12 protein-coding genes are annotated in these 14375 nt (G+C 67.0%); 5 read left to right on the top strand and 7 right to left on the bottom strand.

What is annotated here, in order from left to right; all coding sequences use genetic code 11:
* The first annotated feature begins 36 nt into the window (after window positions 1–36).
* From ACM0PK_RS07830 to ACM0PK_RS07820, 3 genes are all read left to right on the top strand, one after another.
* Window positions 37–1308, top strand: a complete 1272-nt coding sequence (locus tag ACM0PK_RS07830; protein ID WP_053498700.1) for a mechanosensitive ion channel family protein — start codon at window positions 37–39, stop codon at window positions 1306–1308.
* Window positions 1309–1436: 128 nt separating this feature from the next.
* Window positions 1437–3611, top strand: a complete 2175-nt coding sequence (locus ACM0PK_RS07825) for a glycoside hydrolase family 3 N-terminal domain-containing protein (protein WP_005415018.1) — start codon at window positions 1437–1439, stop codon at window positions 3609–3611.
* 128 nt (window positions 3612–3739) lie between these two features.
* Window positions 3740–4294, top strand: coding sequence for a hypothetical protein (locus tag ACM0PK_RS07820; protein WP_088496625.1), 555 nt, complete (start codon window positions 3740–3742; stop codon window positions 4292–4294).
* 64 nt (window positions 4295–4358) lie between these two features.
* On the opposite strand, the gene ACM0PK_RS07815 is transcribed toward ACM0PK_RS07820, so the two are convergent.
* On the bottom strand, window positions 4359–5528 hold the full coding sequence (locus tag ACM0PK_RS07815) for a PQQ-dependent sugar dehydrogenase (protein ID WP_414607758.1): 1170 nt from the start codon (window positions 5526–5528) through the stop codon (window positions 4359–4361).
* Between the two features lie 168 nt (window positions 5529–5696).
* Here ACM0PK_RS07815 and yiaA point away from each other — a divergent pair, with 168 nt between their 5' ends.
* Window positions 5697–6149 (top strand): inner membrane protein YiaA, encoded by a 453-nt coding sequence (gene yiaA / locus ACM0PK_RS07810; protein WP_111201288.1) that lies wholly within the window; start codon window positions 5697–5699, stop codon window positions 6147–6149.
* A 107-nt stretch (window positions 6150–6256) separates the two neighbouring features.
* Here yiaA and ACM0PK_RS07805 read toward each other — a convergent pair whose 3' ends face one another.
* From ACM0PK_RS07805 to ACM0PK_RS07780, 6 genes are all read right to left on the bottom strand, one after another.
* Window positions 6257–6580, bottom strand: coding sequence for a hypothetical protein (locus tag ACM0PK_RS07805; protein ID WP_414607757.1), 324 nt, complete (start codon window positions 6578–6580; stop codon window positions 6257–6259).
* 110 nt (window positions 6581–6690) lie between these two features.
* Window positions 6691–7992, bottom strand: coding sequence for an APC family permease (locus tag ACM0PK_RS07800; protein WP_111201287.1), 1302 nt, complete (start codon window positions 7990–7992; stop codon window positions 6691–6693).
* A complete protein-coding gene (locus ACM0PK_RS07795) occupies window positions 7989–8750 on the bottom strand; it encodes a L,D-transpeptidase family protein (RefSeq protein WP_111201286.1) in 762 nt (253 codons plus the stop codon). Before ACM0PK_RS07795 ends, ACM0PK_RS07800 begins: the two co-directional genes overlap by 4 nt.
* Window positions 8751–8765: 15 nt before the next feature.
* Window positions 8766–9614: a MurR/RpiR family transcriptional regulator gene (locus tag ACM0PK_RS07790; protein ID WP_414607756.1), complete on the bottom strand. Its 849-nt coding sequence runs from the start codon at window positions 9612–9614 to the stop codon at window positions 8766–8768.
* Between the two features lie 595 nt (window positions 9615–10209).
* Window positions 10210–11304, bottom strand: coding sequence for a dipeptide epimerase (locus ACM0PK_RS07785; protein ID WP_414607755.1), 1095 nt, complete (start codon window positions 11302–11304; stop codon window positions 10210–10212).
* Window positions 11301–12740 (bottom strand): C40 family peptidase, encoded by a 1440-nt coding sequence (locus ACM0PK_RS07780; protein WP_414607754.1) that lies wholly within the window; start codon window positions 12738–12740, stop codon window positions 11301–11303. The genes ACM0PK_RS07785 and ACM0PK_RS07780 overlap by 4 nt, the downstream gene beginning before the upstream one ends.
* 132 nt (window positions 12741–12872) lie before the next feature.
* On the opposite strand from ACM0PK_RS07780, the gene ACM0PK_RS07775 reads away from it, so the two are divergent.
* Complete coding sequence (locus ACM0PK_RS07775) at window positions 12873–14345, top strand: transglutaminase-like domain-containing protein (RefSeq protein WP_151354759.1); 1473 nt, start codon at window positions 12873–12875, stop codon at window positions 14343–14345.
* Window positions 14346–14375 lie beyond the last annotated feature (30 nt).

The following is a 14375-nucleotide window of genomic DNA, read 5'->3' as shown; positions in this document are numbered from 1 at the left end:
AACCCCAACAACAACGAAACAGACAGGAGACAACTGATGGTGGATGCGGTGGTGGCGGTACAGTGGCTGGAACGGCTGCAGAACACACTGGAACCCTATCCCGGCGCCTACCTGGCGTTGATGATCTCGGCGCTGCTGATCGCCGCCGGCCTGGCCAATTGGGTGACCAAGCGCATCCTGCTGCGTGGCCTGCGGCGCCTGTTGCAGCGCCTGCCAGGTGCCGAGTCCGGCCGCGGCAGCCACTTGATGCGGGTGATTTCGCGCCTGTCCAACGTGGTGCCCAGCCAGGTGATCGCTTCGGGCATCACCCTCATCCCCGACCTGCCGCCCAGCCTGGTCAACGTCATCATCAAGCTGTGCATCGTGTGGGCCGTACTGACGGTGTCGATGGCGTTCTCGCATGCGCTGGACGCGGCCAACAGCCTGTACGAGCGCAAGCCCGATGCGCGCAACAAGCCGATCAAGGGCTACCTGCAGGTGGTCAAGATCGTGGTGTTCGTGGCCGCCGGCCTGTCCATCGTCGCCACCCTGCTTGGGGTGAAGCTGGGCCCGCTGGTGACCGGCCTTGGCGCCGCCACCGCGGTGCTGATGCTGATCTTCCAGGACACCATCCTGTCACTGGTGGCCAGCGTGCAGATCAGTGGCGATGGCCGCGTGCGCATCGGCGACTGGATCGAGATGCCCAGCCAGAACGCCGACGGTGACGTCATCGACATCGCCCTGCACACCATCACCGTGCAGAACTTCGACAAGACCATCACCACCATCCCGACCAAGAAGCTGGTGACCGAGTCGTTCAAGAACTGGCGCGGCATGCAGGAGGCCGGTGGCCGCCGGATCAAGCGCGCGCTGTACCTGGACCAGCACAGCGTCGGCTTCCTGGACGAGGGCGACCTGGCCTTCCTCGGCGAATTCGCGCTGCTGCGCGACTACCTGCGTGAGAAGGAACAGGAGCTGGGGCAGTGGAACGGGCGCCTGCGCGAGCAGGGCGTGGCTGAGGTCAACAGCCGCCGCGTGACCAACCTGGGCACCTTCCGCGCCTACGTGGAGCGCTACCTGCGCAGCCACCCGGGCATCCATACCGACATGACCCTGCTGGTGCGGCAGCTGCAGCCCACCACCGAAGGCCTGCCGCTGGAGCTGTACTGCTTCACCCGCAGCACCGCCTGGAGCGAGTACGAGGCCGTGCAGTCGGACATCTTCGACCACCTGCTGGCGATTCTGCCGGCGTTCGGCTTGCGGGTGTTCCAGGCCTCCAGCGATGCCATGTTGATGGCCGGGCAGCGCCAGATGGCCGGCTCGGAGTAAGCTGCGGTGCTCCCGGTGGGACCATACGGGCCCCGCTGTTGGCTGAAACTGAACGAAGAAACCTCTCGCCAAATGGCTCGGGATCGCTAGAATGCCGGGCTTGTAAACGTTTTCATCAAGGACTGCCGGTGGCCTCCGATCGCATCGAATCCCTCATTGCCCAGATGACCGTCGAGGAAAAGGTCGGCCAGCTGGGTGTCTTCGCGGACATGGTCCGCCCGTTCGCCCCGGACGTGAACCCGGAAGCCAACGTGCGCAATGCCGACCAGGTGCTGCAGCAGGTGCGCGAGGGCAAGGTCGGCTCGCTGTTCAATGGCGTGGGCGCCGAGTTGGGCCGCCGCATCCAGCAGGTCGCCACCGAGGAGAGCCGCCTGGGCATCCCGGTGATCCTGGCCGCCGACGTCATCCACGGCATGCGTACCGTGTTCCCGATTCCGTTGGGCGAGGCCGCCAGCTTCGAGCCGGACCTGGCCGAGCGCACCGCGCGCGCCACCGCCATCGAAGCCACCGCTGCCGGCCTGCACTGGACCTATGCCCCGGCCGTGGACATCGCCCGCGACCAGCGCTGGGGCCGGGGTGCCGAAGGTGCCGGTGAGGACGTGGTGCTGGGTTGTGCGTTCGCCGCCGCCCGCGTGCGTGGCTTCCAGGGCAGCGACCTGCGCGCCGCCGATTCGCTGCTGGCCACGCCGAAGCACTTCGCCGCCTACGGCGCGGTGATGGCCGGCATGGAATACAACATGGTGGACATCTCGCCGCAGACTCTGCGCGATGTGCACCTGCCGCCGTTCAAGGCCGCCTTCGAGGCCGGCGCGATCACCGTGATGTCCTCGTTCAATGACATCAACGGCGTGCCGGCCAGTGCCAACGCTGAACTGCTGACCGACATCCTGCGCGGCGAATGGAAGTTCCCGGGCGTGGTGATCTCCGACTACACCGCCGACATGGAGCTGGTCGCCCACGGCTATGCAGCCGACGACCGCGATGCCACCGCCAAGGCGTTCACCGCCGGCCTGGACCTGAGCATGCAGAGCGGCTTCTACGCCGAGCACCTGCCGGGCCTGGTCGAGAGCGGCGAAGTGCCGATGGCGGTGCTGGATGAAGGCGTGCGCCGCATCCTGTGGCTGAAGGAAACCATCGGCCTGTTCGACGACCCGTACCGTTCGCTGGACCCGGCGCGCGAAGCGGATACCTCGCATATCGCTGCGCATGATGAACTGTCGCGCGATGCCGCGCGCCGTTCGATCGTGCTGCTGAACAACCGCGACAACGTGCTGCCGCTGCAGAAGACCGGGCAGAAGATCGCGCTGATCGGCCCGTTCGTGCAGGACCGCGAGAACATCGAAGGCTGCTGGACGCTGTTCGGCGACAAGCAGCGTTACGTCGACCTGGAAACCGGCGTGCGTGCCGCCATCGGCGACGAAGCGCTGCTGGAAATCGTGCCGGGCTGCGAACTGGAAGCGGCCATTCCGGGCGGTACCGAAGCGGCGGTGGCTGCCGCGCTGCGCGCCGATGTGGTGGTGCTGGCGCTGGGCGAACCGCAGCGTTACAGCGGTGAAGCACAGTCGCGCGTGGAGATCACCCTGCCGCCGGCACAGCAGGCACTGGCCGAGGCCGTGGCGATGACCGGCAAGCCGCTGGTGGTGCTGCTGCGCAATGGCCGCGCGCTGGCGCTGCAGGGCGCGGTGCGCAATGCGCAGGCCGTGGCGGTGACCTGGTACCTGGGTACGCAGACCGGCCATGCCGTGGCCGATGTGCTGTTCGGTGACTACAGCCCGTCCGGCCGCCTGCCGGTCAGCTTCCCGCAGGTGTCCGGCCAGCAGCCGTACTTCTACAACCACCCGCGCACCGGCCGTCCGGAGCTGCCCACCATGTCGGAGTTCAAGGCCCGCTGGCGCGAGATTCCGAACGAGCCGCTGTACCCGTTCGGCCACGGCATCGGCTACACCACCTTCGCCTACGGCGTGCCGCAGCTGAGTGCTGTGCAGCTTGGCTGGGACGACACCCTGACCATCACCACCACGCTGACCAACAGCGGTGATGTGGCCGGGGAGGAAGTGGTGCAGTTGTACATCCACGACCGCGTGGCCAGCCGCGTGCGTCCGGTGCGTGAGCTGAAGGACTTCCGCAAGGTGGCGCTGCAGCCGGGCGAGTCGGCCGACGTGGTGTTCACCCTGACCCGCGAGCAGTTGGCGTTCACCGGCCGCGATGGCGTGCTGCGTGCCGAACCGGGCCAGTTCGACCTGTGGGTCTGCGCCTCGTCGGCCGCCGGCGAAGCCGTGCAGTTCGAACTGCTGAAGGCCTGATCAGAAAAAGGGGACGGAGGGGATTAAGTCGTTTGTGCCACTAACGACTTAATCCCCTCCGTCCCCTTTTTGTTGCCGTCACTGCGGCGGCGCTACCATCGGGCTTCCTGTTTCGATGGAGTGCGCGTATGCGCCGGATGGCCTACCTGATTCCCGCTCTGCTGCTGGCGGCCTGTTCGCAGCCTGAGCCGCCGGCGCAGCCTGCGGCGGATGCGCCGCCGCCGATGGAAGCGAACGCGGCAGCGACGCCTGCCGCTGAACCGGCGGCGCCGGCCGCCGAACCTGCCGCCGCCGCACCGGCGGCACCGGCCGCGGAGGCGCCAGCCGAGGACGCGCGTGCGCGCATCGAATCGCTGCTCGGCGATGCCGCGCAGTTCGAGAAGGTCTTCAACGCGTTCAAGACCGCCGTGGTCGGCGGTGATCGTGCTGCGGTGGTCGAGCAAGTGCGCTTCCCGTTGAACATCAGCGGTGGAAAGAAGATCTCCGGCCCCGGTGAGTTCCAGCGCAACTACGAGAAGATCATCACCCCGGCGGTGGTCAAGGCGGTGTCCGGGCAGGACTTCGGCAAGGTGTTCGTCAACCAGCAGGGCGTGATGATTGGCGATGGACAGGTGTGGTTGAACGGAAAGTGCCTGGACAAGGCCTGCACGCAGACCGAGGTGAAGGTCATCACCATCCAGTGAACGCAGACGGCCCCGCACGCGGGGCCGTTGCGGAGAAACGTGCCGGCCAGCGGCCGGCGGCACCTCATGCCTTCGGCGTGAGCTTCAGCAGGCGCGCCTTGCTGCCGTCTTCCAGCAGCCACAGGGCGCCATCCGGGCCCTGTTCCACTTCGCGGATGCGCTCGCCCATGTTGAAGCGTTCGGCTTCGCGCGCGCTGTCGCCATCAAAGGCCACGCGCACCAGCGAGGTCGACGACAGGCCGCCGATGAAGCCGCTGCCCTTCCACTGCGGGAACAGGCTGCCGCTGTAGATCATGAAGCCGGCCGGCGAGATCACCGGCGTCCAGGTCACCTTCGGGGCGGCGAATTCCGGGCGGGTGTCGTGGTCGGGAATCGGACGGCCGTCGTAGTGGTCACCGTTGGAAACGATCGGGTAGCCGTAGTTGGCGCCACGCACGATCAGGTTCAACTCGTCGCCACCGGCGGGCCCCATCTCATGCGCCCACAGCTTGCCGTTGGCGTCGAAGGCCATGCCCAGGATGTTGCGATGGCCCAGCGACCACACCTGTGCGGCAACCCCGCCCTGTGAGGCGAACGGGTTGTCGGCGGGCAGGCTGCCATCGTCGTTGAGGCGGATGATCTTGCCGAGGTTGCCGCCCATGTCCTGGGCCGGATCGAACTTCTGGCGCTCGCTGGAACTGATCCACAGCTTGCCGTCCGGGCCGAACGCGAGGCGATGCCCGTAGTGGCCCTCGCCGCTGACCTTGGGGCTCTGCCGCCAGATCACTTTCAGGTTCTTCAGCTGGCCACCCCCGTTCGTATCCAGCGCCAGCGTGGCCCGGGCCACGGCCGCACCGCGGGTATCCAGCGTGCCTTCCTCGGCATAGCTGAGGTAAACGACGTGATTCCGGGCAAAGTCGGGGTGCAGGATGATGTCGCCGAAGCCACCCTGGCCACCGTAGGCGACCTTCGGAACGCCGGTGATCTCATGCTTCTGGCCGCTGGCCAGATCCAGGTGCTGCAGCTTGCCGCGCTTCTCGGTGACCAGCAGGCTGCCGTCCGGCAGGAAGGTCATCGCCCAAGGCTGGTCAAAACGGCTGACTTCGGTGGCGGTGAACGGACGCTGGTCGGCGGCGGAGGAGACTGCGGGCGCTGCGGTCTGGGCGCCGTTGGCGCCAGGATCGGCGGCGTTGCAGGCGGAGGTGGCGAGGATCGGCACGAGGCCGAGGGCGAGCAGCAGGGGCGTACGGGTCATGGGTATCTCCAGAGCGGGGATGCGGATGGCCGGGCTGTCCCTTGTATACCACTGGTAGCGTGAGCGTCGTGGCCCGAAGGTCCTGCGCCCCCTGTGCGAGCGCGGCGGGATCGTCTAGGGTGGGCACGCCCGGGCAAAGCGTGCCCGTCTGCCTGCCAAGGACCTGCAATGAACACTGCCATGCCCCACAAGCCGTCCACCGCCTTCATCGCCGCCTCATGGGTGGCCCTGCTGCTGGGTGCGGCCGCCTACCTGATCGGCCTGTTCAACGCCACGATGGCGCTCAACGAGAAGGGCTACTACCTGACCCTGCTGCTGTTCGGCCTGTTCGCGGCGGTGTCGCTGCAGAAGAGCGTGCGCGACCGCGTCGAAGGCATTCCGGTGAGTGGCCTGTACTACGCGCTGTGCTGGTTCGCGTTGCTGTCGGCGCTGATGCTGCTGCTGATTGGCCTGTGGAATGCCACGCTGGCACCGAGCGAGAAGGGCTTCTACGGCATGGCATATGCGCTGTCGCTGTTCGGTGCAGTGGCTGTGCAGAAGAACACCCGCGACCTGATCGCCGCCGGTGGTGGCGAGCGCAAGCTCAGCGCGATCGTGCCGCCGCTGCCGGAACAGGAATGATCGAGCCGGTGTAGAGCCGAGCCATGCTCGGCTCAGTCGAGCATGGCTCGACGTTACAGACGTGGTGCGGGAGCCGAGCGTAGGCTCGGCTCTACAGCAGCCTGGCGCTATCGCTTCAAGCGCGGATCTGCCAGCTGCGCTTCGTCCCAGCCGCGGCGCACGGCGTTACGTGCCTGCGCCCATTCCAGCCGGCTGCGGCCACGCTCGCTGGCCCAGCGCGACTCCAGTTCAGCTTCGACCTGTTCGTAGGCGCGGATCATGTCCTGCGCACGCGCGGCATGGCCGATGCGGTAGGCCGGTTCATAGTCCTCGAAGAACAGCTGGTCGTCGTCGTACGGTTCGGCGGTGTAGCGTTCGCGCCAGTAGTTGCTGACCGCATCGCGCGGCGTGCTGTCGTCCGGTACGCGGCCGGGGATCTGGTACTCGGTCATGGAAGGCTCCGTTGTGGACGAAGCCTGATCCTGCCTGTGTGGCGGTTAACGGCCCGGTCCGGCAGCGTGATCGCCAGATCAATCCGCCGGGCATGGCCCGGCGCTACCGGTCATCCGGCGTCGGCGTCCTTGCGCGGCAGCTTGTAGATCACCGCGCCGATGGCAAACGCCACCAGTGCCGCGGCGATGTTCTGCCAGCTGGCACTGGCGAACAGGGCCAGGCACAGCAGCAGCGCGAGCACCGGAATCAGCGGGCCACCCGGCAGTTTCAGTGCGCCCGGCCGGTCCGCATAGCGCTTGGCCAGCACCAGTACCGCAGCGGCCGTTCCGATGTAGGCGAACAGGCGCGTGGTCATCGACAGCAGGGCCAGCTGCACGAACGAACCGGACAGGGCCAGTCCGAGCGCGATCAGGCCTTGGCACAGGATCGACGCGGCCGGCGTATGGAAGCGCGGATGCACCTGCGCCAGGATCTTCGGCCCGTAGCCATCGCGGGCCAGTGCGAACAGGAAACGCGGGCCCATCATCATCGTGTTGCTGTTGGTACCCAGGATGGAGATGGTCGCGCCGATGGTGAGGATCAGTGCCAGGGCCTCGCCGCCAAAACCGGCTGCGGCGTCGGCCAGCGGCGTGGCCGAGCTGGCCAGGCCGGCCAGCGTACCCTGCGCCACCACCTGCACCGCGCCATAGATGACGGTGACGGTGATGATCATGGTGATCAGCGCGAACGGAATATCGCGGCGTGGATTGCGGTACTCGCCGGCGGCGGCCGGGATGTTCTCGAAGCCGGCGTAGGCGTACAGCAGCAGCAAGGCGGCCTCGCCCATCCGTTGCAGGTCATGCGGGTCCGGGCGCTGGCCGGAGAAGGCCAGCTGCGGGTCGATATAGAACGCACCGATGGCCACGAACAGCAGCAGCGGCAACATCTTGCCGATCACCAGCACCACGCCGGTGCGCGCGGCCGAGCGCACGCCGATGATGTTGACGCCGGTGAGGAAGCCCAGCGACACCACGATCACCGCGATGCGCCCCATGCCGGCACCGGCCCACGGCCAGAAACGCGCGACCGCATCGGCCAGCGCGTTGCTGAGTGCGGCCGCCGAGCTGATGCGGGTCAGCCAGATCATCCAGCCGATCTCGAACCCGGCGAAGCGCCCGAACGCCTCGCGTGCATACAGGTAGCTGCCACCGGGCTCGTCGAAATAGCTGGCGGCCTGCGCGTAGCACAGCACCAGCAGCGCCACGACGATACCGGCGGCGACCACGCCCCACAGGCTGAAGGGGCCGAGCAGGGCGACGGTGGCGGCCGGCAGCAGGTAGATGCCGCTGCCGATCACATCGTTGATCGACAGGCCGACGATCTGCCAGCGGCTGACCGCGCGCTGCAGCTGCGGTTCGTCCTGCGCGCTCAACGGGCGTCTCCGCGCAGTGCGGGCAGTTGCCACTGGGCCTGCAGGCGCGTGTACTCGGCGCGCGGCAGCAGCACGAAGCGCGGCGCATCCTGCGGCCGCAACCAGTCCAGCAGGGCCTGCATGCGGGCCTGCGGCATGGCGGTGCAGCCGGCCGTGGCCTCACCGGGTTGGCGCCACAGATGGGCGAAGATGCAGCTGCCCTTGCCGGGCTGGTTGTCCGGGTTGTGGGCGATGACGAAGCCTTCCTGGTAACGCACGTCGCCCTTGTTGTGCAGATCCAGCCGCATCGGCTCGGTGGAGCCCTTGACCGCTGCGCTGCCGACTTTCTTCTCATCGACGATGCGGTTGTAGAACGGCGAACCGGGCACGTCCATGCAGTAGCTGCTGTCCAGCATCGGCTGGTAAGGCATTGCGGTGCCGGGGCGGGTGACGGCATAGCCGAACGCACTGCCGAGCGCGAATACGCCGGCCGGGCTGCGACCGTCTCCTTCCTGCTTCTGCGGGCCATCGGCCTGTGCCGGATGCAGGCCCAGGCCCCAGGCGCTGCCGGTACGGCCGAGCGCCACAGGGAACGCCTGTCCATGTGCGTGCCAGCCCTTGCCATCGCGCACATAGGCCTGCAGCTGCCCCTGGGTGCTGTCCCAGCCTTCGCTGGTGACCACGATCAGCTGGCGCGCGCCATCCAGCGGCGCCGCGTGAACGGACACCGTCGCAGCAAGCAGCAGCGCAGCGGTAGCGAGGCGAACCAGCGATTTCATCAACAGGTGCTCCGGTCAGGAATCCAGCAAGTGGTCGATCCGCTCCAGGTTCACCGCCAGCTGCTGCTGGCGGTCCGGATTGGTGTGGCAGAGCAGCACGAACAGGAAATCGAGCAGGGCGTGCATGGCGCTACGGTACAGCAGCTGCGCGACCTGCGGCGTGCGGTCGTGCGCGCAGACCGCCAGTGCCGCATCAGCATGCGCGCGCAGCGGGTTGGCAGTGTGGCGGGTAATGGAAATCACCTTGCCACCCATGTCCTGGAACTGCCGCGACAGCTGCGAAAGCTGCGGCAGGTTGCCGAATTCGGAGAACACCAGCAGCGCATCGCCGGGGCGTGCGGCCGACAGGTTGGCCAGCATCAGGATCGGGTCGGTGTGCGGCACCACCAGCAGCCCGAGCAGCGACAGCCGCATGGCGAACTCGCGGGCATACAGGCCATCGTCACCCAGGCCATGGACGAACAGCTTCGGTGCGCCGTCGAGCAGCTGCACGATGCGCTCGATCTCCTCGCGCGGATTGGCCTGGCGTGTCTCCTCCTCGGCCTGCGCCTTGCTGCGGCGCAGGGCCTCGCCCAGGCGCAGGTAGTCATCGCCGCTGTCGGGTTCGCTGGGCAGCTGTTGTGGATCGGCACCGGCGCGGGCCACGTCCTGGCCGATCGAGTACTTCAGGTCCGGGTAGCCCTTGAAGCCGAGCTTCTGGCTGAACTTCACCACGCTGGATTGGCTGATGCCCAGCGCACTGGCCAGCTGCTGCGACGAGTAGTCGCGCAGCAGGTGGGCGTTGTCGAGGATGAAGTCGGCGATGCGGCGCTCGATGGCCGACATCTGCCCGCGCTCGGAACGGATCTTCAGCAGGGGCGGCATGCGGGGTGTCCGAGGGGTGTGCGTTGGAGCATAGGGGAACGCGTTGCGGTTGGCCGCGAAGAGCCGGTCATGGGGTGGGTCAGGCGAGTGGGGATTGCGGGGGACGCCGCAAGTACGTCCGTGTAGGCTTGGCCGCGCTTGCGTGTTTGCGCTGTCCTGCGCAAACGGCAAGACCGGGGCTGGGCGTCCTGCCCAACCCGCCCGAGGCATGCCTCGGGCCCATGCGGCGGACACCCCCGCAATCCCCACCCGCCTGACCCCGGACAGATCGCGCGCGTGCCAGCCGCGAAGAGAATACGAGGTAGAGCAGAAGCAGGAGCATCCACGCATGGCGTGGATCTACCCGGAGCTGCCGTTGAGTCCGCCTTCAAGCGAGCCGAGCACCGCAGGTGCGGCGAGGGCGAAGAGGCGCGGGTGTCTGAGCGTAGCGAGTTCCCGCGCCGTCCCTCGACGGGCCGAGGAGCGCAGGGAACCGGTGCGTAGCACCGGCTCGCGGCCGGCGGAGCGTTTCTTTTGGTTACTTTTCTTTTCGCGAACAGAAAAGTAACGCGCGACCCAACGTCAGTGGCACGCAACGTCAGCCGCAAGGCAGAAATCAACCCAGCATCTCCAGCCCACGCACTTCAGTAATACCCAGCCCCGGCACGTCGCTGATGCTGATCTCCGATTCGTTGAAATGCACACCACCGCTGACCGGGTCGAACTGGCCCAGCGAGGGGCCGTCCAGATCAACCTTGGTGATCACATCGCTCTTGGCCACGGCCAGGTGCACGGCCGCAGCCACGCTGATGCTCGATTCGATCATGCAGCCGATCATGCACGGCACGCCGTAGATGCCGGCGATGTCGGCGATGCGGATCGCATTGGACAGGCCGCCGGTCTTCATCAGCTTGATGTTGATGATATCGGCCGCGCGCTGCTGGATCAGGTCCATCACCTGGCTGGGGCTGAACACGCTTTCGTCGGCCATCACCGGCGTGTTGACGCGGTCGGTGACGTACTTCAGGCCACTGATGTCCGCGGCCTTCACCGGCTGCTCCAGCAGCTCCAGTACCACGCCGGCTTCCTCCAGCGTGCGCATCGCATGCACCGCCTGCTTGGCAGTCCAGCCCTGGTTGGCATCCAGGCGCAGCAGGGCACGGCCTTCCACGGCGGCGTGGATGGCCTTGACCCGTTCGATGTCCAGTCCGATGTCCTTGCCGACCTTGATCTTCAGCGACTCGAAGCCGCGCTCGATCGCCGACAGCGAATCGGCCACCATCTTGTCGATGTAGTCCACGCTGATGGTGATGTCAGTGGTGATCACCGGGTCGCCGCCACCGAGCATCTGGTACAGCGGGGCACCGTGCAGCTGCGCCCACAGGTCGTACAGCGCGATCTCCACCGCGGCCTTGGCGCTGGTGTTGCGCTCCATCGCGGTCTGCACCAGCGTGCACAGGTGGTTGAGGTTGACCACGTCCTGGCCGATCAGGCGCGGTGCGATGAAGTGGCGGATCGCTTCGATGATCGAGCCGTGCGTATCACCGGTGATCACCGCTGTAGCCGGTGCCTCGCCGTAACCGGTGTGACCGGTGTCGGTGCGGACCAGCACCACCACGTCTTCCACGGTCTCCACCGTGCGCAGCGCGGTCTTGAACGGTGTCTTCAACGGCACGCGCAGCATGCCCAGTTCGATGGCGGTGATCTTCATTCAGGAGTCTTGGCCCGCAGGCGCTGGATGTTGGTGATGCGGTCGATGTAGCGGACGGTGTCGCTGGCCATCATCGGCTCCAGCGGCGTGACCGAAACACCATTGAGATGGGCCTGCACACGTCTGCCGTCGGCACCGAACCAGCTGCCGCCCGCCGTATCGTGGATCACCCAGGTGCGGCCGTCGACGTGGCCGATGGCCATCATCACATGACCGGGAATGTAGACCAGGTCGCCCACCTGCAGGCGGGTGACGGCACGGTCGCGCACCGCCTTGCCGTCCTTGCCGGTGAACGGCAGGCGATCCAGCGCCGGACTGACCGCCTGCGCGCTGGTATTGCGTGGCAGCAGCACGCCGAAGCTGCGGTAGATCTCGGAGACGAAACCGCTGCAGTCGCGGGTGTCGTAGTCGTGACCCCAGCCGTAGCGCTCGCCCAGGAACTTGAAGGCCTGCTGCAGCAGCAGGCGCGGGGTCAGCGGCAGGTAATCGGCGGCGGTGTCCTGCGAGCGCGGCAGCAGCGCCGGCACCAGCTTCAATCGACCATCGGCTTCGCGTACCGGCAACTGCACCACCCACGAAGCGTGGGCCTGCTGGCCGTTCACCGGTTCGGCGGCGGGCCAGTCGGCCAGCACCGGCAGGCGCACGCCCATGTCCAGCTGCAGGCGCGAGACGCGCGGCTCCTCCGGGGTATAGGCGGTCTGCGCGGTGGCACCGGTGACGATCCGGTACGGTCCCCTCGCGCCGTAGCCGAGCACCGTGGCCTTGTCGCCGCGGGCAATGGCGTCGGCTTCGATCCACGCGCTGTAGCGCTCGCTGTGCACGAACAGCCAGCGGCCGTCGGCACTGCGATGGACCACGGCGACCTTGTCACCGGGGAATAGTGCCGATTCCTGGAAGCGGTCGATGTCGGTGTCACCGACGCTGCTGAAGACGCGCTCGCGGGTGGGGAAGGTGCGCAGCGCGGCACGCTTCACCACCAGCCCATACTGCGCTGCCACCTGTGTGGGAATCGCATCGAGGCCGAGGTTGGCTTCGATCGCGCTGCGCAGCGCGGGTGGGATCGACTGGCCCTTGTCGTTGTAGAGAGCGCGGGTGGGCCAGCTCGACAGCGCGGTGATGCTGGCACGCACCGCCGCCGCATCAAGCTGGGCGGGCAGTGCGGCGATGTCCTGGATGTGGCTGTCCTGCGCCCGCATGCGCGCGTTCTGTGCTTCGATCTGCGCGCGATCCAGAATCGGCGCATCGGCGTTGTCCAGGCGCGCGGCCCAGTACTGCGGGGTCAGATAGGCCTCGTACAGGCCGATCACATAGGGCAGCGGCGCACCCGGGTCGGGCGGTGGGGCTGCCTGTGCAAAGGCCGGAGCGGCCAGCAGGCACAGGGCCAGGGTCAAGCGGCGCGGCCAATGCCGGTGCCGTTCGCGGAAAGCCAGGCTCATGCGGTGCACACCCTCCTCGAATGCCTGTTGGAATATTTATTCCTTTTGGCTACGAAAGCAAGAATAAATTATTGACCGACATCCCGGCCCGTGTTACACAGCCGTTACCACCCGCGCTGGGGAAGTGTCGCTGTGGATCCTGCCGTTCGCAAACCACGTCTGCCTGCTGCTGCCGGCCTGTGTGCCGCGCTGCTGCTGTGGGTGTCGGCCACGCAGGCGGCAGACGGGCGCAGCAGCCAGCAGCGCGCGCGAGGAGTGCAGGTGATCGACCTGATCGACAGCGGCCGTTTCCGCGACGCCGACGCGCTGCTGGCCACTGCACCCGCCGCCACTGACGAAGCGTTCCAGCGCGAGCGCATGCGCCGCATCCGCCTGGATTTCGCCCTCGACGAAAGCGCCGCCAAGGACGCCGTACGGCGCGGCATTCCCGATCTGACCGACGAGGAATTTGCGCGCTGGGACCAACTCGGCCTGATCGAGCATCTCGATATCGATGGCGAGCGTTGGTACTTCAAGCGCGCACCCTCGAACCTGTTCCTGCTCAGCGACGAAGCACGCGCGCGTCGCCGCGCGGATGCACCGATGCCGCCTCCGGGCCCCAACGAAGTGCTCAATGCCCACCACGCAGGCGTGGTTGCTGCGGCCGAACAGAGTGGCCAGGCGTCGGTTCTGCCGCAGCGCTATGAATTCACCCAGTCGCTGACGGTGAAGGCCGATGCGGTGCCGGCCGGCGAGACCGTGCGTGCCTGGATTCCGTACCCGCGCGAGATCCCCGGCCAGCAGGAGCAGGTGCAGTGGCTGGGCAGCACCCCGGGCAAGGCGCGCGTGGCTCCGGCCCATACCCAGCAACGCACCGCCTACCTCGAAGCCAAAGCGGTTGCCGGGCAGCCGACCCGTTTCGAGATCCGTTACGCGGTCACGATCTTCGCCCGGCATACCGCGATCGATCCGGCCAAGGTGCAGGCGACACCGAACGATCCCGCATTGAAGCCCTACCTGGCCGAACAGCTGCCGCATGTGCGTTTCACCCCGGCATTGAAGCTGTTCTCCGACCAGGTGCTGCAGGGCGAGACGCGCCCGTATGAAGTGTTGCGCAAGCTGTTTGCCGCGGTCGACCGCATTCCATGGGCCGGTGCGCGCGAATATTCCACGCTCAGCAACATCAGCGACTACGCACTGCGTGCCGGCCATGCCGACTGCGGGCAGCAGACACTGTTGCTGATCGCGCTGCTGCGCCTGAACGGCATTCCCGCGCGCTGGCAGTCGGGCATGGTGTTCTCCGGCGACGGCAGCGGCTACAACAACCTGCATGACTGGGGGCAGGTCTACCTGGCGCCGTATGGCTGGCTGCCGATGGACGTGACCACCGGCGCACTGGCCAGTGATGTGCCGGCCCTCCGTGACTTCTACCTGGGTGGCCTCGACGGCTACCGCATCGCCTTCAACGACGATTTCGGCCAGCCCTTCGTGCCGGCCAAGCAGCACTTCCGCTCGGAAACGGTCGACTCGCAGCGCGGCGAGGCCGAGTGGGCAGGCGGCAACCTGTACTTCGACCAATGGAGCTACGACTTCCAGTGGCGGGTACTGCCAGCCAGGCAACGCTAGCGCGACACATCGCATTCCACACCATTCAAT

This window comes from Stenotrophomonas sp. FR010, from assembly GCF_047520755.2.
In the GTDB taxonomy this organism is placed as follows: domain Bacteria; phylum Pseudomonadota; class Gammaproteobacteria; order Xanthomonadales; family Xanthomonadaceae; genus Stenotrophomonas; species Stenotrophomonas sepilia.
Note: the sequence above shows the minus strand (reverse complement) of the source record. Positions and strands in the feature narration are given on the sequence as shown.